Origin of the sequence: Kitasatospora sp. NPDC056446 (assembly GCF_042796115.1) — a bacterium.
GTDB lineage: Bacteria > Actinomycetota > Actinomycetes > Streptomycetales > Streptomycetaceae > Kitasatospora.
On the sequence record NZ_JBHTRF010000020.1, the window covers coordinates 64,428 to 82,572 of the forward strand.

Genomic DNA, 18,145 nt, shown 5'->3' on the forward strand with positions numbered 1-18,145 from the left:
GAGGACAGGCCCTAGACTGAACGCTCATGAGCAACGACCGCGACGCCCTGCTGGCACAGATCAAGGACAAGGCCGTCGTGCACGGCAAGGTCACCCTCTCCTCCGGCAAGGAGGCCGACTACTACGTCGACCTTCGCCGGATCACGCTGGACGGCGAGGCCGCCCCGCTGGTCGGCCGGGTGATGCTGGACGCGACCTCGCACCTGGAGTACGACGCCGTCGGCGGGCTGACCCTGGGTGCCGACCCGGTGGCCGCCTCGATGCTGCACGCCGCCGCCGCGCGGGGGCAGAAGCTGGACGCCTTCGTGGTCCGCAAGACCGGCAAGGCGCACGGCCTGCAGCGCCGGATCGAGGGCCCTGAGGTGAAGGGCCGCCGGGTGCTGGCGGTCGAGGACACCTCCACCACCGGCGGCTCGGTGCTGACCGCCGTCGAGGCGCTGCGCGAGGCGGGCGCCGTGGTGGTCGGCGTCGCGGTGATCGTGGAGCGCGGCGGCGCGGGTGCCGTCGAGGCGCAGGGCCTGGAGTACGTGACCGCGTACGACCTGGACGACCTGGGCCTCTGACCCGCACGGGCGAACGCCCACAGCGGATCCCCCGGACGACGACGGACGACGACGTACGACAGAGGGCCGGGTCCGTTTCACGTGAAACACGTGGAACGGACCCGGCCCTCGGCTGTGGGCCCGGTGCTCAGCCGCGCCGGTGCCGGCCGCTCGCCTGGGCCGGGGTCTCCTCGACGCTCTCGGCGCCGCCGGCCTTCTTCTTCTTCCGCTCGCGCATGACCTCGATCAGGATCGGCGAGATCGACAGCAGGACGATCAGCAGCACCGCCGGGATCAGGTACTTGTCGATGACCGGGGCGAGCGCGTCGCCGAAGAAGTAGCCGATCAGCAGCATGGACTCGGTCCAGAGCACACCGCCGACGACGTTCCACAGGAAGAACGTCTTGGCGGGCATCTCCAGGGTCCCGGCGACCGGGTTCAGGAAGGTGCGGATGATGGGCATGAAGCGCGCCAGCACCACGGCCTTGCCGGAGCCGAACTTGTTGAAGTACTCCTCGGCCTTCACCACGTACTCGCGGCGGAAGATCTTCGAGTCGGGCTTGTCGAACATCTTCGGCCCGACCTTGACCCCGATCAGGTGTCCCAGCTGGGCACCGGCGATCGCCGCGATCGGGCAGCCGACGAGCAGGACCGCGATCGGCAGCTTGGCACCGTCGCCGAGCACCGACGAGGCGGCGTTCGAGGCGGCGACGCCCGCGAGGATCAGCAGCGAGTCCCCCGGGAAGAAGAAGCCGACCAGCAGGCCGGTCTCCGCGAAGATGATCGCGATCAGCCCGATGGCGCCGAGGGACGAGATCAGGGATTTGGCGTCAAGCACATTGACGGCCAGCTGGTTGTAGTCCACGGGCGCAGGATAGCGGGCGTACCTTGCGGACGAGCGGGCGTACCGTGCCCGGACGGCCCGGTTGGGCCCCGCCGGAGGCGGACCCGCCCCGGCCGGCGGGCGCGCCCTGCGGCGTTCCGACAGGCGGGCTCCTGCTGACCTGCGGGCACGAGTCTGGGAAGATGGCCCAGGCGTCCGGTCCGCGGCTGCTCACCACCCTCATGGCTGTCCCGCGGAGGTCGCCTCGAACCTTGGTGCCGGAGAGCCACACCGCAACGCCGCGCGTCGGCGGGCCGGCACGGAGTCTTCACGAAGGCGTACACAGCGTCGGACAGCACCCGTCCGTACGCCGCAACCCGACAGGAGCGGATCGCATGCCCATCGCAACTCCCGAGGTCTACAACGAGATGCTCGACCGGGCCAAGGCGGGCAAGTTCGCCTACCCGGCCATCAATGTCACCTCCTCGCAGACCCTGCACGCCGCGCTGCGTGGCTTCGCCGAGGCCGAGAGCGACGGCATCATCCAGATCTCGACCGGTGGCGCGGAGTTCCTGGGCGGCCAGCACAGCAAGGACATGGTGACCGGCGCCGTCGCGCTCGCCGAGTTCGCCCACATCGTCGCCGCCAAGTACGACATCACCGTCGCGCTGCACACCGACCACTGCCCCAAGGACAAGCTGGACGGCTACGTCCGCCCGCTGCTGGCGGTCTCCGCCGAGCGCGTGGCCAAGGGCGAGAACCCGCTGTTCCAGTCGCACATGTGGGACGGCTCCGCGGAGACCCTCTCCGACAACCTGGCCATCGCCGAGGAGCTGCTGGCCCAGGCCGCCGCCGCCAAGATCATCCTCGAGGTCGAGATCACCCCGACCGGTGGCGAGGAGGACGGCGTCACCCACGAGATCAACGACGAGCTGTACACCACGGTCAACGACGTCGTGCGCACCGCCGAGGCGCTGGGCCTGGGCGAGCGGGGCCGCTACCTGCTGGCCGCCTCGTTCGGCAACGTGCACGGCGTGTACAAGCCGGGCAACGTCGTGCTGAAGCCGGAGCTGCTGCGCGAGCTGCAGGACGCGATCGGCAAGCAGTACGGCAAGACCGACCCGTTCGACTTCGTCTTCCACGGCGGCTCGGGCTCCTCCACCGAGGAGATCGCCACGGCGCTGGAGAACGGCGTCGTGAAGATGAACCTGGACACCGACACCCAGTACGCCTTCACCCGCCCGGTGGCCGGCCACATGTTCGCCAACTACGACGGCGTGCTGAAGGTCGACGGCGAGGTCGGCAAGAAGAACACCTACGACCCGCGCACCTGGGGCAAGCTCGCCGAGGCCGGCATGGCCGCCCGCGTGCGCGAGGCCGCCGAGCAGCTGCGTTCGGCCGGCAAGCGCCTGAAGTGACCCTCGCGGTCGCCGCGTGAGACACGGGTGCCCCCGGCGGTCCTCCGCCGGGGGCACCCGCACGTCCGGTCGGTTACTGCTTGAGCTCGGCGTACGCCTCCGCGCTGCTGTCCTTCAGGAACTGCCAGCAGCGGGCCTCCTCCTCGGTCTCCTTGATCGCGCCGGCCGCCCTCGCGAGCCCGGCCAGGCAGCGCAGGAAGCCGCGGTTGCCGCGGTGCTCCCACGGCACCGGGCCGTGGCCCTTCCAGCCGCTGCGCCGCAGCGCGTCCAGGCCCCGGTGGTAGCCGGTGCGCGCGTAGGCGTACGACTCGACGTAGCGGCCGGCCGCGTTGGCGTCGTCGGCGAGCATGGCCCACGCGAGGCAGAAGGACGGGAACTCGGCCGCCACCTGGGTGGGTGAGGCCGACTCCTCCGCGAGCATCCGGTAGGGCCGCTCCTCCTCGGGCAGGAGGGTGGGTTCGGGACCGTCGAGCAGGTTCCTGTGAATCGCCATGCCCTGAAGTCTGCCACCCGGAACGCAGGGGTCAACCGTCGGACCGCGGTCGGCGACCGCCGGGGGCCGGCCGGTGCCGGACGGTCACCGCGGTCCCGCCCTCCTGCCGCCGGTCCTGCCCGCCGGTCCGGTCCCTCGGTCCTGTCCGCCGGCCGCCGGTGCGGGCCAGGCGCGGGGCTCCGGAGCTGCATACCGGGTACATGGACATTCACCCGTTCGCCATGCCAGGGTGACGCTCGTGCCCGCAGTCCGACCCGCCGAGAGGCGAGCCGCCCCGCACCGCAACCGGGGCCGGAGACGCCGTCGGCCGGCTCGGAGGTTCGGCCCTGGCATGCTCACGGCACTGGTGTTGTCCGTCCTGGTGCTGGGCGGCACGGCCGTCGTGCTGAACCGGACCACCGGTACACCGGCCGCCGCCCCGACCACCCAGGCGCGGATCGCCCCGGCCGGCGAGGAGACCGCCACGGCGGCGCCCGCCCAGGACCCGACCCCGGATCAGCTCCCCACCCCGACGCCCCCGCCGCCACCGCCACCGGCCCCGGCAGTCACCCCGGCCGCACCCGACCCGGGCCCCACCAAGGGCGCGGGCACCTTCACCGTCGCCCCGGCCACCGCCAAGGCCGTCGGACGCGGCACCGTACGCCGCTACCGGGTCGAGGTCGAGGACGGCATCGGGATCGACGCCGCGGCCGCCGCCGCCCAGGTCCACGGCGTCCTCGGCGACCCGCGCGGCTGGACCAACGACCGCAGGAACGCCTTCCAGCTGGTCGCCGGCGGCCCGTACGACTTCACCGTGAAGATCGCCTCGCCCGCCACCGTGGACCGGATCTGCGGCGCCTCCGGCCTGGACACCCACGGCGAGGTCAACTGCAACGTCGGCAACCAGGTGGTCGTCAACTCCAAGCGCTGGAAAACCGGTTCACCGCAGTTCAGCGGACCGGTCGACGAGTACCGGGCACTGATCGTCAACCACGAGGTCGGCCACCGGATCGGCCACGGGCACGAGGACTGCCCCGGCCCCGGCAAGCCCGCGCCCGCGATGATGCAGCAGATCTACGGCCTCAAGGGCTGCACGCCCAACGCCTGGCCGTACACCGCGGACGGCACCTACCTGAGCGGGCCCGCCGTCCCCTAAGCCCGCCGTCCCCCAAGCCCACCGTCCCCTGGCCCGCCGACCCCCGGCAGGCGCCACCCAGGGGTTCAGCCCAGCACCGGCAGGTGGGCCGCCAGGTCGCTGCGCTCCCCGGAGGCGGCGACCGCCGCCGACTCCACCGCCGCCGCCCAGTCGGCCCGCCCGGTGGCCAGCCGGATCCAGGTCAGCGGGTCGGTCTCGACCACGTTGGGCGGGGTGCCCCGGGTGTGCCGGGGGCCCTCGACGGCCTGCACCACGGCGTACGGCGGGATCCGCAGCTCGACCGCGCCGCCCGGGGCGCGGTCGGCGAAGGCGTCGGCGAGCAGCCGGGTGACGGCGGCGACGGCCTGGCGGTCGTGCGGGAAGGCCGCCGGGCCGAGCGCGGCGGCCAGGTCGTCGGCGTGCACGACCGTCTCCACCAGCCTGGTCACCAGCATGTCGGAGAGCGCCATCGAGCCCAGCCGGATCTCGAACCGCCGTGCCGGGTCGGCGGCTTCGGGCTTCTCCAGCAGCCCGGTCAGCGCGTCGGCGGACCGCCCGAAGGCCGCTGCCACCGAGGCCGCGTCGCCGCCGAAGTCCGCCCCGGCCCGCACCCGGGCCTGCTCGTCCAGCAGCGGGGCGACGGTACCGACCGCGGCCACCCAGCCGAGCAGGTCCAGCGGGGCCCGCCCCTCCTGTGGATCGTCCAGGTGCGCCGGGACGTAGTCGAGTTGGACGGCGAGGTGCGCGAGCAGCTCCCGGACCCGCCAGTCCCCCAGCCTGGTCGGCAGGTCCAGCTGCCCGGTGTCGAGCGCGTCCACGGCGGCGCGCAGTGCCCCTGTCTGGGCGGCCAGCGCGGCACGGACCTTCTGCGGTTGGTAGGTACGGGACTTGGCAGGCATGGCCCCAACATACGCCGAGGGACGGACGGTCCGGTCGGACCGTCCGTCCCTCGGCGTACGCGTGCGTCGGGCCGGTGCGGCCGTCAGCCCAGCAGGGCCTCGATGACGCCGGTGTGGGCGTCCTTCAGCTCCGCCAGCGAGACGCTGAACTGGCCCTGGACGTCGAGGGCTTCGCCGTCCACGACACCGATCCGGGTGGCCGGCAGGCCACGCGCGGTGCACATGTCGTTGAAGCGGAGCTCCTCGCTGCGCGGCACGGCCACGACGGCGCGGCCGGCCGACTCCGAGAACAGCAGGACGAACGGGTCGGCGCCCTCGGGCACGATGATCCGCGCGCCGTGGCCGCCCTTGAGGCAGCTCTCCACGAGCGCCTGGCCGAGGCCGCCGTCGGAGAGGTCGTGCGCGGCGTCGATCATGCCGTCGCGCGAGGCGGCGATCAGGATGTCGCCGAGCAGCCGCTCGCGCTCCAGGTCGACCTTGGGCGGCAGACCGCCGAGGTGGTCGTGGACGGCCTGGGACCAGGCCGAGCCGCCGAGCTCGTCCGCCGTGTCGCCGAGCAGGTAGAGCAGCTGCCCCTCCTCGGCGAAGGCCAGCGGGGTGCGCCGGGTGACGTCGTCGATGACGCCGAGCACCGCGACCACCGGGGTCGGGTGGATGGCGACCTCGCCGGTCTGGTTGTACAGCGAGACGTTGCCGCCGGTGACCGGGGTGCCGAGCACCAGGCAGGCGTCGGCCAGGCCGCGGGTGGCCTCGGCGAACTGCCACATCACGTCCGGGTCCTCGGGGGAGCCGAAGTTGAGGCAGTCGGAGACGGCGAGCGGCTTGGCGCCGCCGGCCGCGACGTTGCGGTACGCCTCGGCCAGGGCCAGTTGGGCGCCGGTGTACGGGTCCAGCTTGGCGAAGCGGCCGTTGCCGTCGGTGGCGACCGAGACGCCGAGGTTGGTCTCCTCGTCGATCCGGATCATGCCCGAGTCCTCGCCGACCGAGAGCACGGTGTTGCCGAGCACGTAGCGGTCGTACTGGTCGGTGATCCAGGACTTGGAGGCCTGGTTCGGGTGGCTCGCGACCTTCAGCAGGTCGGCCTTGAGGCCCTCGCCGGTGGTCGGGCGGGCCAGCCGCTCGGCGGTCGGGGCGTCGGCCTGGAGCGCGTCCTGCCAGCTCGGGCGGGCGTACGGGCGCTCGTAGGTCGGGCCCTCGTGGGCGACGGTGCGCGGCGGGACGTCCACCACGAGCTCGCCGTGCCAGAAGATCTCCAGGCGCTCGCCGTCGGTCACCTCACCGATGACGTTGGCGATGACGTCCCACTTCTCGCAGATCTCCAGGAAGCGGTCGACCTTGTCGGGCTCCACGATCGCGCACATGCGCTCCTGCGACTCGCTCATGAGGATCTCCTCGGGCGAGAGCGTGTGGTCGCGCAGGTGCACGGTGTCGAGCTCGATCCGCATGCCGCCGGAGCCGGCCGAGGCCAGCTCGCTGGTGGCGCAGGACAGCCCGGCGCCGCCGAGGTCCTGGATGCCCTTGACGAGCTTCTCGCGGAAGATCTCCAGGGTGCACTCGATCAGGAGCTTCTCCTGGAACGGGTCGCCGACCTGGACCGCCGGGCGCTTGGCCGGCTTGGTGTCGTCGAAGGTCTCGGAGGCCAGCACCGAGACGCCGCCGATGCCGTCGCCGCCGGTGCGGGCGCCGTACAGGATGACCTTGTTGCCGGCGCCGGAGGCCTGCGCGAGGTGGATGTCCTCGTGCTTCATGACGCCCACGCACAGCGCGTTGACCAGCGGGTTGCCCTGGTAGCAGGAGTCGAAGACGACCTCGCCGCCGATGTTGGGCAGGCCCAGGCAGTTGCCGTAGCCGCCGATGCCCGCGACGATCCCGGGCAGCACCCGCCGGGTGTCCGGGTGGTCGGCCGCGCCGAAGCGCAGCGGGTCCATCACGGCGACCGGGCGGGCGCCCATCGCCAGGATGTCGCGCACGATGCCGCCGATGCCGGTGGCCGCGCCCTGGTAGGGCTCGATGTACGACGGGTGGTTGTGCGACTCGACCTTGAAGGTGACCGCGTAGCCCTGGCCGACGTCGACCACACCGGCGTTCTCGCCGATGCCGACGAGCATCGCGTCCGAATCCGGCTTCTTGTCGCCGAACTGCTTCAGGTGGACCTTGCTGCTCTTGTACGAACAGTGCTCCGACCACATGACCGAGTACATCGCGAGTTCGGCGCCGGTGGGGCGCCGGCCGAGAATCTCCCGGATGCGGGTGTACTCGTCCTGCTTGAGGCCGAGTTCGGCCCAGGGCTGGGCGGCGTCCGGGGTCTGCTCGGCGTTCTTGACGGTGTCGAGGCTCATCAGGCGTTCACCAGCTGCTTCAGGACGGAAGTGAAGAAGCCCAGGCCCTCGGTGGTCGGACCGGTGAGCGACTCCACGGCGTGCTCCGGGTGCGGCATCAGGCCGACGACATTGCCGGCGGCGTTGCTGATGCCGGCGATGTCGCGGTACGAACCGTTCGGGTTGACGTCCAGGTAACGGGCGACGACCCGGCCCTCCGCCTCCAGCTCGTCGAGGACGTGCGCGTCCGCGACGAACCGGCCCTCGCCGTTCTTCAGCGGCACGACGATTTCCTGGCCCGCCGAGTAATCCCGGGTCCAGGCGGTGCCGGCGTTCTCGATCCGCAGCTTCTGGTCGCGGCAGATGAAGTGCAGCGAGTCGTTGCGGGTGAGCGCGCCCGGCAGCAGGTGGGATTCGCAGAGCACCTGGAAGCCGTTGCAGATACCGAGCACCGGCATTCCGAGCTTCGCCTGCTCGATGACGGTCTCCATCACCGGCGAGAAGCGGGAGATGGCGCCGCAGCGCAGATAGTCGCCGTAACTGAATCCGCCCGGCAGGACGACGGCGTCGACCTGGTGGAGATCCTTGTCACGGTGCCAGAGGGCGACCGGCTCGGCGCCGGCGAGACGGACCGCCCGCTGGGCGTCGCGGTCGTCGAGGGAGCCGGGGAAAGTGACGACGCCGACGCGGGTGGTCACTTGCCCTCCTCCTCGACCCGGACGGTGAAGTCCTCGATCACGGTGTTGGCGAGAAAGGTCTCGGCGGCTTCGCGGATACGGGCGAGCGCCGCGTCGTCGACCGGGCCCTCCACATCCAGCTCGAAACGCTTGCCCTGGCGGACGTCGGCGATCCCGGTGAATCCGAGACGGGGCAGTGCACGCTGCACCGCCTGGCCCTGGGGGTCGAGGATCTCCGGCTTGAGCATGACGTCGACTACGACGCGTGCCACTGGCACTCCCGGTGGTGTCTTCGGTGAGGCGGGGGAACTCCAGACTACCGGTGGTTCCGGGCGGGATTGCTGGCCGGGGATAGCGACGCGCGTAGACCCGGGCCCCTTACGGCACAAGGGATCCAGGAGCCTCACCCCCCGTCAGGGACGCCCGGTTTCCCCGGATTCGGCGCCCCCAACGGCACCGCCCGAAGAACACCCGAATACGGCACTTGGGGACAGATCCGTCCGTCCCGTACACCGGTATCCGGCAGTACCGCGAAGACACGTGAATATCCGGAAAAGAATGCCGGACTCTTCGATTTCGGCCCCCTTCGGGTGCAGAATAGGGCCACCTGTCGCGGCAAGTGCTGCGTACCAGGCGGGCCACCCGGTCCGCCCGTATGCGCTTGCGCGAGTTGGTGCACATCAGGCCCCGGGCGTACCCCCGCGGACCGGTGGCCGAATTGCCGAGAGGATTGACACCCATGGCTCAGCGTGTAGTTGTCACGCTCTCCGACGACCTGGACGGCGGCGCAGCCGCGGAAACCGTCCACTTCGGCGTCGACGGGAAGTCGTACGAGATCGACCTGTCCGTGGACAACGCGGAAAAGCTGCGGGAGGCCCTCGCTCCGTTCGTCGCCGCGGGGCGCCGCCAGAGCCGCACCGGAAAGTCCTTCCGGCGCACCGCCCTCACCCCGGACCCGGCCGCCGTGCGCGCCTGGGCCCTGTCCCGCGGCATGGAACTGCCGGCCCGCGGCCGCATCCCCAAGCACGTCTACGAGGCCTTCGCCGAGGCGAACTGAGCCGTCCGGGACTCCGTTCCCCCGGTCGCCCCGCCCGCCTGGACCGAAAGGGTGGGGCGACCACCCCGAGCGATGCTGTAGAGTAATCCTCGTCGCCGCAACGGAGAGATCCGAAGAGGCGGCGGGTGCCCCACCAGGCACCATGCGGACGTGGCTCAGTTGGTAGAGCATCACCTTGCCAAGGTGAGGGTCGCGAGTTCGAATCTCGTCGTCCGCTCGCAGTGCGCGAGCACAGCACAACTCAATATCTTGACCTGCGGACGTGGCTCAGTTGGTAGAGCATCACCTTGCCAAGGTGAGGGTCGCGAGTTCGAATCTCGTCGTCCGCTCAGATACGAAGGGCTCCCTCGGAAGAGGGGGCCCTTCGGCATTCCCGCACGTTCCCGCCCGGCCCCGCACGTTCCCGTCGCGAATTCGGCCCGAACCGCACCCCCATGACATTTGTCATCGCCGACCCGTGGATCCCCACGGCGATGTCATGACGGCGCGCACTGCCCGCGCGGCCGGGGCGGCGGAAGGCTTGGGGCATGGAAACGAGCCGGCCCTCCCGCCCCAGCGACAGCGTGATCGAGGTCACCGACCTGCACCGCCACTACGGCAGCGGCACCAGCGCCTACCACGCCGTGCGGGGCGTCGACCTGGCCGTCGGCCGCGGTGAACTGTTCGCCCTGCTCGGCACCAACGGAGCGGGCAAGACCTCCACCATGGAGGTCATCGAAGGCCTGGCCGCCCCCGGCGGCGGCACCGTCCGGGTGCTCGGCCACGACCCCCACCGGGAGCGCGCCGCCGTCCGCCCGCGGATCGGCATCATGCTCCAGGAGGGCGGCTTCCCCGGCGACCTCACCGTCGCCGAGACCGGCCGCGCCTGGGCCGGGACGACCAGCGGCGCCCGCCCGGTCGGAGAGGCGCTGGAACTGGTCGGCCTCGCCCACCGCCGCGACGTCCGGGTCAAGCAGCTGTCCGGCGGCGAACGGCGCCGGCTCGACCTCGCGATGGCCCTGCTCGGCCGCCCCGAGGTGCTCTTCCTGGACGAGCCCAGCACCGGCCTCGACCCCGAGGCGCGCTCCGCCGTCTGGCGGCTGGTCCGCGAGCTGCGCGCCCAGGGCACCACCGTGCTGCTCACCACGCACTACCTGGAGGAGGCCGAGGAGCTGGCCGACCGGCTGGCCATCATGCACGGCGGCCGGGTCGTCACCACCGGCACCGTCGCCGAGGTGATCGCCGGCCGTCCGTCCCGGATCGCCTTCGAGCTGCCCGGGTTCACCGGGGTCTCGCTCCCGCTGCTCGCCACCGCCGAGGTCACCGTCGACGGCCGCAAGGTCATCGTGCAGACCACCGACCTCCAGCGGACCCTCCACGACCTGCTCGGCTGGGCCCACCTGCACGGGATCGCGCTCGGCGCCCTGGACGCCCGCAGCGCCTCGCTGGAGGAGGCCTTCCTCGCCATCGCCTCCGAGGCCGCCCACCAGGCCCCGCCGCAGACCCCCGCCGCCCCCGCCCGCCGCCGCCTGATCGGATCCGCCCGATGACCACCGCCGCCACCGCCACCGTCGGCTCCGCCGCCGCCACCGGCCCGCAGAGCACCGCCGTCCGCCGCCTGCTCGCCCTCGGCCGCGCCGAGGCCACCCTGCTGCTGCGCAACCGCACGGCCATGTTCACCGCCCTGCTGCTGCCGCTGTTCCTGGTCGTCACCCTGCGGGGCACGCTCGCCCAGCAGGCCGAGAGCAACCCCGGGCTGGACGTCGACTCGCTGCTGGTCTACGGCTCGGTCGGGATGATGCTGTCCTTCGTCGTCTACTACAACCTGACCGCCGCCTACGTCGGCCGGCGCGGCGAGCTGGTCCTCAAGCGGCTGCGCACCGGCGAGGCCCGGGACATCGAGATCCTGCTCGGCACGGCCGTCCCCTCGCTGGCGCTCGGCCTGCTGATGGCCGCCGTGATCGGGATCGGCGGCACCGTCGGACTGCACCTGTCCGTGCCGGTCAACCCGCTGCTGATGCTGGTCGGCCTGGTCCTGGTCCTGGCCACCATGATCGCCCTGGCCGCGCTGTCCAGCGCCTTCACCAGGACCGTGGAGAGCGCCGGCATCACCACCCTGCCGGTCATGCTGGTCATCCAGCTCGGCTCCGGCCTGTTCTTCCCGCTGGAGACCATGCCCGCGCAGCTGGCCGACATCTGCCGCCTGCTGCCGACCACCCCGGCCTTCCAGCTGATCCGCGTCGGCTGGTTCGGCACCGACGGCTCCGCCGCCGCGACCGGCTTCGCCGGCAGCTGGGGCGCCGCCGCCCCGCACCTGGTCACCGGAGCGATCTGGCTGGGCCTGGCGGTCTGGGGCGCGGTGCGGTACTTCCGCTGGGAGCCGCGCCGCTGACCACGCAGGTGATCCGAAGGACCACCCTCCGTTCGACCTCTGATATGAAGGCAACCGCATGATCGTGGTCGAACTGGGGGCGGAAGAGATGGCAATGCGGTCACCCTGGCGGGTCTGGAAGGGCTACGGCAACCCCCAGCGCTCCGAGCTCTACCTCCGCTGGTCGACCTACCTGATGCCGCTGGTGCTGCTCCCGACCACGCTGGTCCTCGCCGGCTCGCAGCCCGACCCCCAGCAGTCCGTCGGCGCCACCCGGATCGCCCTGCTCGTCGCGCTCGCCTCGACGCTGCTGAACCTCCGGGCCATCCGCACCTCGCTCGACCACTACCTCAAGCGCCCCACCGACCACCTGCGCTGGCTGGCCGTCAACGGGGCGTTCACGGTGGCGGGCTCCTGGGCCGTCGTCCTGGCCGGCCCGGCCGGCGGCGGGGCGGACAGCCACCAGGGCCCCTCGTACACCGCCGTGGTCGCCGTCCTCCTGCTGAACGTCTCCTTCGGCCCGACGGTCATCGGACTCCCGCTGCCCCGGGCGGCCCTGGCCGCCGTCGGCGCGGTGCTGCTGGTGGCCCCGGCGATGGTGCTGGCCGGGCTCAGCCTCGCGACCACCACCGGACTGCTGGTCGGGACCCTCCTCGGGCTGCCCTTCATCGGGGCGAGCTGCCGCAGCTTCGCCTGGCTGACCTCGGTCGTCTGGGACCAGGAGCGCGCCCGCGAGACCCAGTCCCGGCTGGCCGTCGCCGAGGAGCGGCTGCGCTTCTCCCGCGACCTGCACGACGTGATGGGCCGCAACCTCACCACCATCGCGCTGAAGAGCGAACTCGCCGTCCAGCTCGCCCGCCGGGGCCGCCCGGAGGCCGCCGACCAGATGGCCGAGGTGCAGCGGATCGCCCAGGAGTCGCAGCGCGAGGTCCGCGACGTCATCCGCGGCTACCGCACCGCCGCCCTGCACGCCGAGGCGATCGGCGCCCGCGCGGTGCTCCGCTCCGCCGACATCGCCTGCGAGATCGACCTCGGCGAGCGGGCCGACGAACTGCCGACGGACGTCCAGTCGGTGTTCGGCTGGGTGATCCGCGAGGCCACCACCAACGTGCTGCGGCACAGCGAAGCCGGCCGCTGCCTGATCCGGCTGCGGCAGGAGGACGGCCGGGCGGTGCTGGAACTGGAGAATGACGGGGTGCCCGCCGTGCCGCTGCCCTCCCCGGGCGGCGGCACCGGGCTGCACGGGCTGCGCGAGCGGCTCGCCGCCCATGACGGCGAGCTGACCGTGCCGGCCGTCGAGGCCGGCACCTTCCGGATGCTCGCCACCGTCCCGCTGTCCCGCTGAGCGACCCGAGGAAGGCCCGCCCGATGACCGAACCCACCGCGCCCGTCCGCGTCCTGCTCGCCGACGACGAGCACCTGATCCGGGGCGCGCTGGCCGCGCTGCTCTCGCTGGAGGACGACATCGAGGTGGTCGCCCAGGCCGGCACCGGCCCGGAGGCGCTCGCGATGGCCTGGTCGCACCGGCCCGACATCGCGGTGCTGGACCTCCAGATGCCCGGCAAGGACGGCATCGAGGTGGCCGCCGAGCTGCGCCGGCTGCTGCCGGACTGCCGCTGCATGATCGTCACCGGCCACGGCCGCCCGGGCTACCTGAAGCGGGCGCTGGAGGTCGGGGTGCGCGGCTTCCTGCCGAAGACCGTCTCGGCGGCGGACCTCGCCGGCATCATCCGCACCGTGCGCTCCGGCGGCCGGTACGTCGACCCGGAGCTGGCGGCGGACGCGATCAGCGCGGGCGAGACCCCGCTGACCCCGCGCGAGACGGACGTCCTGGAACTGGCCGCGGACGGCACCCCGATCGCCGAGATCGCCGCCCGGGCCGCGCTCTCCCAGGGCACCGTCCGCAACTACCTGTCCTCGGCGGCCGGCAAGCTGGGCGCGGAGAACCGGCACGCGGCGGTGCGGATCGCCCGCGAGCACGGCTGGATCTGAGGGCCGGCCCGCGGGCACGGCCGGATCCGGGCGTGCCCGCGGGCTCACCGGGTCACCGCCGGGCGGGCCACCGGATCACCGGCTCACCGCCGGGCGGGTCACTGCCAGGTGGTGCCGGTCAGGCGCTCGTACACCTCGATGTACTTGGCCCGGGTCTGCTCGACCACCTCGGCCGGCAGCGCCGGCGGCGGCTGCTCGCTGTAGCGGTCCCAGCCGGAGGCCGGGGAGACCAGCCAGTCGCGGATCAGCTGCTTGTCGAAGGACGGCTGCGAACGGCCCGGCTGCCACTGGTCGGCGGGCCAGTAGCGGGAGGAGTCCGGGGTGAGCACCTCGTCCCCGATCAGCAGCTCGCCGTCCAGCAGGCCGAACTCGAACTTGGTGTCGGCCAGGATGATGCCGCGCTCGCGGGCGATGTCCCGGGCCCGGGCGTAGACGTCCAGGGTGGTGCGGCGCAGCTGGGCGGCGAGTTCGGCGCCGATCCGGCGGGCCGTCTCCTCGTAGGGGACGTTCTCGTCGTGCTCGCCGACCTCGGCCTTGAGCGCCGGGGTGTAGATCGGCGCGGGCAGCTCGGAGCTGTTCTCCAGGCCCTCCGGCAGCGCGATGCCGCAGACCGTACGGCTCTCCTGGTACTCGCTCAGGCCGGAGCCGGCCAGGTAACCGCGGGCGACCGCCTCGACCGGGATCATCTCCAGGCTGCGGCAGACCAGCGTGCGGCCCTTCCAGTCGGCGGGGGCGCCGGCCGGGACCTCGGTGGAGATCACGTGGTTGGGCACGATGTCGGCGATCCGGTCGAACCACCACAGCGAGAGCTGGGTGAGGATACGGCCCTTGTCGGGGATCTCGTTCGGCAGCACCCAGTCGTGGGCGGAGGTCCGGTCGCTGGCGACCATGACCAGCTCACCCGACTCGTTGCGGTAGAGGTCGCGCACCTTCCCGGTGTGCAGGTGGACCAGGCCGGGCACCTGGACCGGCTCGGGCTTGGTGACAAATCCGCTCAAGGTGTCTCAGTCCTCAGGGGTCGTTCGCGGCGTGGGCACTGCGAAAGGGGAGGTCACTGCCCCCGCAGTCTTTCACGACCGCCGGACCTCAGTTCTTGCAGAGCCGGTCCAGCAGGTTGGCGGTGGCCCGCTGGATCCGTTCGTCGGTCAGTCCGGGGCGGCCGAGGGCGGGCGACCAGGCGAAGGTTCCGGCCGCGAAGACGTACGCGCCGCTGGGCGCCCGGTACAGCGAGGTCTCCTGGTAGCGGGTCCGCCCGGCCGGGTCCCGGTAGGGCGAGTGCGCCAGCAGGACCCGCTCGACGTGCTCGGGCAGCGCCACCTTGGGGTAGTAGCGGTCGGCCTCGCCGGCGACCAGTCCGGGCAGTTCGTCGCCCTCCTGGAGGCCGGTGCCGTCCCACAGCCAGTGCGCGGTGTGCCGGGCGACCAGCGGGACGGGGGCGGCCACCCGGCCCGAGTACTGCACGCCGAGCAGGTGCTGCTCGGGCTCCCCCGCGTCCCGCCACAGCGCGCTGGAGGCGCCGGGCACGCCCGCGGCCGGGCTGCCGGGCCCGACCTTCTGGCGCTTGCGGCAGTTGAGCAGCCGGTTGGGCTCGCCGGAGGCGGCAGCGGTCAGCTCGACCCGCCAGTACATGGTGTTGGCGGAGAGGAACACCAGCGAGGTGCCGCCGTCCCGGGCCCGCTCGGCGGCGCGGCGCATCGGCGCGGACCAGTACTCGTCGTGGCCGGGGAAGACCAGCGCCCGGTGCCGGGACGGGTCGACCAGGCCGGCGTGCAGGTCGGTGGCGGTGGCGTAGGAGAGGTCGTAGCCGTAGCGCTCGGCCCAGCGGATGAAGTCGTACGCGTGGCCGACGTGCAGCGGCAGCCCGGCGGTGGCGTGCGGGCGGTCGAAGGAGACGGTGACGGCCGCCTCGTGCTCGCCGACCAGGCCGCCCCGGTCGTCCCAGGCGTGGTAGAGGCTGGCACCGGTGCGGCCGTCCTCGGGGAACAGGTTGTACGCCTGCCAGGTCACGTCCGGGAGCACCAGGAGCAGCTCGGCGGTGTGGCCCTGCTCCTCGAAGTCCCGCACGGTGAACGGGATGTGGCTGCGGTGGGCGAGGTCCGCCGTGGTCAGCACGGCGACGTACGCGCCGGGCTTCCAGTGCGCCGGGACCTGGAGCCGCCAGGAGTGCCACCAGTGGTGGCAGGAGACCGTCCGGTCGACCACCAGCGGGGCGGGCTGGGCGAGTCCGGCGATCAGCGGGCTGTCGGTGATGTGGCGGGCGCCGTCCCCGCCGTAGTGGCCGATCCGGTAGACGCTCACGGTGAACTCGCGGGGCGGGTTGACGGTGACCCGGAAGTCCACCGAGCCGCCGGGGCGGACCACCCCGGCCGAGGCGAAGCCCTTGATCTGCTGGTCCCCGTCGTTGGAGCTCTGCGGGGTGCCGACCGGCGGCTTGGGCCGGGCGCCGGCGCTCAGCGGCTGCTGGCCGGGCGCGCCCACGGAGACGTACCAGGGGACGGCGCCCTCGGCGTCGGCCAGGTACTGGTCCGGGCTGCGCAGCCAGGGCAGCGGGCCCTGGCCGAAGGGGTCGGAGACGCTGTAGGCGTGCGTTCCGGACTCCCAGCGGCGGTTGAGTTCGATCCCCACGCGCCCCTCCCACGGTGCACTGCGCCCGGTTGGCACGTGCCCCCCGGATGTGCGTGCGGTCTAATACACCACAGAGTGCTGGCACTCCGTCACCCTCCGGTGCCAATTGGCTCCGGGAATTCCGCGGGTCGTCCGGGCAGGGCCTCCGGCCTGCGGCGACGGGCGGCGGCCGGCCGGGCCCGGGGGCGCGTGCGGGGGCGTCGAGCGCCGTCCCACCCGTCACAGCCGGACGGGTTTCTCCAGTCGGACGTCGGCGGCGTCCAGCCAGGCGCGCAGCGGGCCGTCCTGGCCCTGCTCGACGGCCTGGGCGACCGGCCCGGCCAGGTCGGTGCGGCGGACCCCGCCGAGCAGCAGCACCGGGCCGTCCAGCCAGTCCAGGCCGGGGGCGCCGCCGGCGGTGTCCACGGCCGCGCAGCAGACCATCGCGGTGACGTGGTCGACCAGCAGGTCGCGGCCGGTGCGGTCGGGTTCGAGCAGCGGGGCCGGGGCGGTGGTGCGGGCCAGCTGGGCGGCCAGGGCGGCGGCCAGCCGCTCGCCGTCGCCCTCGGCGAGCCGGACCAGCAGCCTGGTGAGGGTGGGGGCGCCGGGGCGGGACTGCGGGGCGAGCCGGTCCAGGGCGGCCTGCAGCGCGACGGCGCCGGCCCGCCAGCCGGCGTCCACCGCCTCGGCCGGGTAGTCGGCCCACTCCAGCTCGTGCCAGGCGCCGGCCGCGGGGCGGCCGAAGAAGAGTTCGGCGGCGAGCCGGGAGACCGCCCGGTCGACGGCGCCCGGGTCCTCCAGCAGGTCGCAGGCGGGGCGGTCGCCGAGCCGGCTGCCGTAGCCGTCGGCCAGCCGGTCGCGGCGGGACAGCTCGGTCAGGGCGGCGACCACGCCGGCGTTCAGGTGGGCGGGGTGGCGGCCGAGCCGCCAGGCGGGCAGCGCGACCCGGGTGAGCAGCCGGTCCCAGCCGGCGTAGGCGAGGCCGACCTGCTCCTGGGCGGCGATCCGCAGGCCGTAGTCGACCGTCCTGGCCTGCTCGGAGGCCCAGCTCGCGACCGAGCGCTCCAGCTCGGCGGAGTGGCCCCGGCAGGCGCCGAGCAGTCGGCGGGCGATCCGGCGGGTGATCCGGTCGGCGAGCCCGGCCGGGCCGCGCCGGGGCGGCCGGGGCGGGGCGGCCAGGGTGCCGCCGCCGAGACCGGGGGCCGCGCCCTGCCCGGAGTCCAGGCAGGCGTCCAGGCTGCGCAGGAAGCGGCGGGCGGCGGCGATCTCCGGGTCGGCGGAGGCGGCGGTGCCGGCCACCACCGGGGCGAGCAGGGCCCGCAGCTCGCCGGCCCGCATCCACCAGAGGAACGGCGAGCCGATGACCAGCACCGGGCCGGGTTCCCCGGGGTGCGGCCGCAGCGGGGCCGGCCGCCGGGCCGGCGGGACGTCCTCCAGCCAGCTGTCGCAGTCCGGGGTGAGGGCGACCACGGAGGGTGCCGGGACCTCCAGCCGGTCGGCGAGCTCGTCGATCAGCCGGTACAGCTCGGGGGCCTCGGCGCGGGCCAGCGGGACGGCCGGGGTCCGGGGCGGTTCGGCGCGGCGCAGGGCGCGGGCGGTCAGCCCGGCGACCAGCAGGGTCAGCGCGGCGACCGCGCAGACCGTCCAGCGGGCGACGTCCCACCCGGCCGCGTCGGCGGCGCCGGGCGCGCCGATCCGGCCGGTGAACCGGCCCGCGAGCAGGACCACCGCGACGGCGGCGGGCAGGACGGCGGCGGCCCGGGCGAGGCCCCGGACCCGCAGGACCGCTTGGGCGTGAGCGCGCGCGGTGTCGACAGCGGCCATACGGTGCGGCACCCCCTTCGGAGCCCTCGGGACC

The 18,145-nt window shown here is 73.3% G+C and carries 17 protein-coding genes and 2 tRNA genes; 10 read left to right on the plus strand and 9 right to left on the minus strand.

Annotated features, from left to right (window positions below; translation table 11 throughout):
* The first annotated feature begins 26 nt into the window (after positions 1 to 26).
* Complete coding sequence (gene pyrE, locus ACFQ6N_RS15190; RefSeq protein WP_380649390.1) at positions 27 to 563, plus strand: orotate phosphoribosyltransferase; 537 nt, start codon at positions 27 to 29, stop codon at positions 561 to 563.
* Positions 564 to 690: 127 nt separating this feature from the next.
* On the opposite strand, the gene ACFQ6N_RS15195 is transcribed toward pyrE, so the two are convergent.
* A complete protein-coding gene (locus tag ACFQ6N_RS15195) occupies positions 691 to 1,407 on the minus strand; it encodes a DedA family protein (RefSeq protein WP_380649391.1) in 717 nt (238 codons plus the stop codon).
* A gap of 353 nt (positions 1,408 to 1,760) precedes the next feature.
* On the opposite strand from ACFQ6N_RS15195, the gene fbaA reads away from it, so the two are divergent.
* Positions 1,761 to 2,783 carry a class II fructose-bisphosphate aldolase gene (fbaA, locus tag ACFQ6N_RS15200; protein WP_380649393.1) on the plus strand — a complete coding sequence of 341 codons (1,023 nt, stop codon included), beginning with the start codon at positions 1,761 to 1,763 and terminating at the stop codon, positions 2,781 to 2,783.
* 73 nt (positions 2,784 to 2,856) lie between these two features.
* Here the strand turns inward: fbaA and ACFQ6N_RS15205 are convergent, their stop codons facing one another.
* Positions 2,857 to 3,276, minus strand: a complete 420-nt coding sequence (locus ACFQ6N_RS15205; RefSeq protein ID WP_380649394.1) for a DUF3151 domain-containing protein — start codon at positions 3,274 to 3,276, stop codon at positions 2,857 to 2,859.
* A 331-nt stretch (positions 3,277 to 3,607) separates the two neighbouring features.
* Between ACFQ6N_RS15205 and ACFQ6N_RS15210 the strand changes: the two genes are divergently transcribed.
* Entirely contained in the window at positions 3,608 to 4,411 is an 804-nt protein-coding gene (locus ACFQ6N_RS15210) for a DUF3152 domain-containing protein (protein WP_380649395.1), read from the plus strand.
* A 65-nt stretch (positions 4,412 to 4,476) separates the two neighbouring features.
* Here ACFQ6N_RS15210 and ACFQ6N_RS15215 read toward each other — a convergent pair whose 3' ends face one another.
* From ACFQ6N_RS15215 to purS, 4 genes are all read right to left on the minus strand, one after another.
* Positions 4,477 to 5,289 carry a sterol carrier family protein gene (locus ACFQ6N_RS15215; RefSeq protein ID WP_380649396.1) on the minus strand — a complete coding sequence of 271 codons (813 nt, stop codon included), beginning with the start codon at positions 5,287 to 5,289 and terminating at the stop codon, positions 4,477 to 4,479.
* Between the two features lie 83 nt (positions 5,290 to 5,372).
* On the minus strand, positions 5,373 to 7,628 hold the full coding sequence (purL, locus tag ACFQ6N_RS15220; RefSeq protein ID WP_380649397.1) for a phosphoribosylformylglycinamidine synthase subunit PurL: 2,256 nt from the start codon (positions 7,626 to 7,628) through the stop codon (positions 5,373 to 5,375).
* Positions 7,628 to 8,305, minus strand: coding sequence for a phosphoribosylformylglycinamidine synthase subunit PurQ (gene purQ / locus ACFQ6N_RS15225; protein ID WP_380649398.1), 678 nt, complete (start codon positions 8,303 to 8,305; stop codon positions 7,628 to 7,630). Before purQ ends, purL begins: the two co-directional genes overlap by 1 nt.
* Complete coding sequence (gene purS, locus ACFQ6N_RS15230; RefSeq protein ID WP_049654013.1) at positions 8,302 to 8,556, minus strand: phosphoribosylformylglycinamidine synthase subunit PurS; 255 nt, start codon at positions 8,554 to 8,556, stop codon at positions 8,302 to 8,304. The genes purQ and purS overlap by 4 nt, the downstream gene beginning before the upstream one ends.
* A 467-nt stretch (positions 8,557 to 9,023) precedes the next feature.
* Between purS and ACFQ6N_RS15235 the strand changes: the two genes are divergently transcribed.
* The 7 genes from ACFQ6N_RS15235 to ACFQ6N_RS15265 all read left to right on the plus strand — a co-directional run bounded on the left by ACFQ6N_RS15235 (position 9,024) and on the right by ACFQ6N_RS15265 (position 13,683).
* Entirely contained in the window at positions 9,024 to 9,341 is a 318-nt protein-coding gene (locus ACFQ6N_RS15235; protein ID WP_030056585.1) for an Lsr2 family protein, read from the plus strand.
* Between the two features lie 144 nt (positions 9,342 to 9,485).
* A tRNA-Gly gene (locus ACFQ6N_RS15240) sits at positions 9,486 to 9,558 on the plus strand.
* A 39-nt stretch (positions 9,559 to 9,597) separates the two neighbouring features.
* Positions 9,598 to 9,670: transfer RNA gene (locus tag ACFQ6N_RS15245), tRNA-Gly, on the plus strand.
* Between the two features lie 198 nt (positions 9,671 to 9,868).
* Positions 9,869 to 10,870 (plus strand): ABC transporter ATP-binding protein, encoded by a 1,002-nt coding sequence (locus ACFQ6N_RS15250; RefSeq protein ID WP_380649399.1) that lies wholly within the window; start codon positions 9,869 to 9,871, stop codon positions 10,868 to 10,870.
* Complete coding sequence (locus tag ACFQ6N_RS15255; RefSeq protein ID WP_380649401.1) at positions 10,867 to 11,712, plus strand: ABC transporter permease; 846 nt, start codon at positions 10,867 to 10,869, stop codon at positions 11,710 to 11,712. Before ACFQ6N_RS15250 ends, ACFQ6N_RS15255 begins: the two co-directional genes overlap by 4 nt.
* Positions 11,713 to 11,806: 94 nt before the next feature.
* Positions 11,807 to 13,036: a sensor histidine kinase gene (locus ACFQ6N_RS15260; protein ID WP_380649402.1), complete on the plus strand. Its 1,230-nt coding sequence runs from the start codon at positions 11,807 to 11,809 to the stop codon at positions 13,034 to 13,036.
* Between the two features lie 23 nt (positions 13,037 to 13,059).
* Complete coding sequence (locus tag ACFQ6N_RS15265) at positions 13,060 to 13,683, plus strand: response regulator transcription factor (protein WP_380649404.1); 624 nt, start codon at positions 13,060 to 13,062, stop codon at positions 13,681 to 13,683.
* Between the two features lie 98 nt (positions 13,684 to 13,781).
* On the opposite strand, the gene ACFQ6N_RS15270 is transcribed toward ACFQ6N_RS15265, so the two are convergent.
* The 3 genes from ACFQ6N_RS15270 to ACFQ6N_RS15280 form a co-directional block, all read right to left on the minus strand.
* Positions 13,782 to 14,681 carry a phosphoribosylaminoimidazolesuccinocarboxamide synthase gene (locus tag ACFQ6N_RS15270; protein WP_380649405.1) on the minus strand — a complete coding sequence of 300 codons (900 nt, stop codon included), beginning with the start codon at positions 14,679 to 14,681 and terminating at the stop codon, positions 13,782 to 13,784.
* Between the two features lie 88 nt (positions 14,682 to 14,769).
* Positions 14,770 to 16,308 (minus strand): N,N-dimethylformamidase beta subunit family domain-containing protein, encoded by a 1,539-nt coding sequence (locus ACFQ6N_RS15275; RefSeq protein ID WP_380649407.1) that lies wholly within the window; start codon positions 16,306 to 16,308, stop codon positions 14,770 to 14,772.
* A 219-nt stretch (positions 16,309 to 16,527) separates the two neighbouring features.
* A complete protein-coding gene (locus ACFQ6N_RS15280) occupies positions 16,528 to 18,111 on the minus strand; it encodes a hypothetical protein (protein ID WP_380649408.1) in 1,584 nt (527 codons plus the stop codon).
* Positions 18,112 to 18,145: the final 34 nt, after the last annotated feature.

What these genes read in the sequence shown, in the direction of transcription:
- pyrE (WP_380649390.1), top strand. Translation starts at nt 27, where the DNA reads ATGAGCAACGACCGCGACGCCCTGCTGGCACAGATCAAGGACAAGGCC.
- purL (WP_380649397.1), bottom strand. Translation starts at nt 7,628, where the DNA reads ATGAGCCTCGACACCGTCAAGAACGCCGAGCAGACCCCGGACGCCGCC.
- fbaA (WP_380649393.1), top strand. Translation starts at nt 1,761, where the DNA reads ATGCCCATCGCAACTCCCGAGGTCTACAACGAGATGCTCGACCGGGCC.
- ACFQ6N_RS15205 (WP_380649394.1), bottom strand. Translation starts at nt 3,276, where the DNA reads ATGGCGATTCACAGGAACCTGCTCGACGGTCCCGAACCCACCCTCCTG.
- ACFQ6N_RS15280 (WP_380649408.1), bottom strand. Translation starts at nt 18,111, where the DNA reads ATGGCCGCTGTCGACACCGCGCGCGCTCACGCCCAAGCGGTCCTGCGG.
- ACFQ6N_RS15215 (WP_380649396.1), bottom strand. Translation starts at nt 5,289, where the DNA reads ATGCCTGCCAAGTCCCGTACCTACCAACCGCAGAAGGTCCGTGCCGCG.
- ACFQ6N_RS15265 (WP_380649404.1), top strand. Translation starts at nt 13,060, where the DNA reads ATGACCGAACCCACCGCGCCCGTCCGCGTCCTGCTCGCCGACGACGAG.
- ACFQ6N_RS15260 (WP_380649402.1), top strand. Translation starts at nt 11,807, where the DNA reads ATGCGGTCACCCTGGCGGGTCTGGAAGGGCTACGGCAACCCCCAGCGC.
- ACFQ6N_RS15255 (WP_380649401.1), top strand. Translation starts at nt 10,867, where the DNA reads ATGACCACCGCCGCCACCGCCACCGTCGGCTCCGCCGCCGCCACCGGC.
- ACFQ6N_RS15210 (WP_380649395.1), top strand. Translation starts at nt 3,608, where the DNA reads ATGCTCACGGCACTGGTGTTGTCCGTCCTGGTGCTGGGCGGCACGGCC.
- ACFQ6N_RS15250 (WP_380649399.1), top strand. Translation starts at nt 9,869, where the DNA reads ATGGAAACGAGCCGGCCCTCCCGCCCCAGCGACAGCGTGATCGAGGTC.
- ACFQ6N_RS15235 (WP_030056585.1), top strand. Translation starts at nt 9,024, where the DNA reads ATGGCTCAGCGTGTAGTTGTCACGCTCTCCGACGACCTGGACGGCGGC.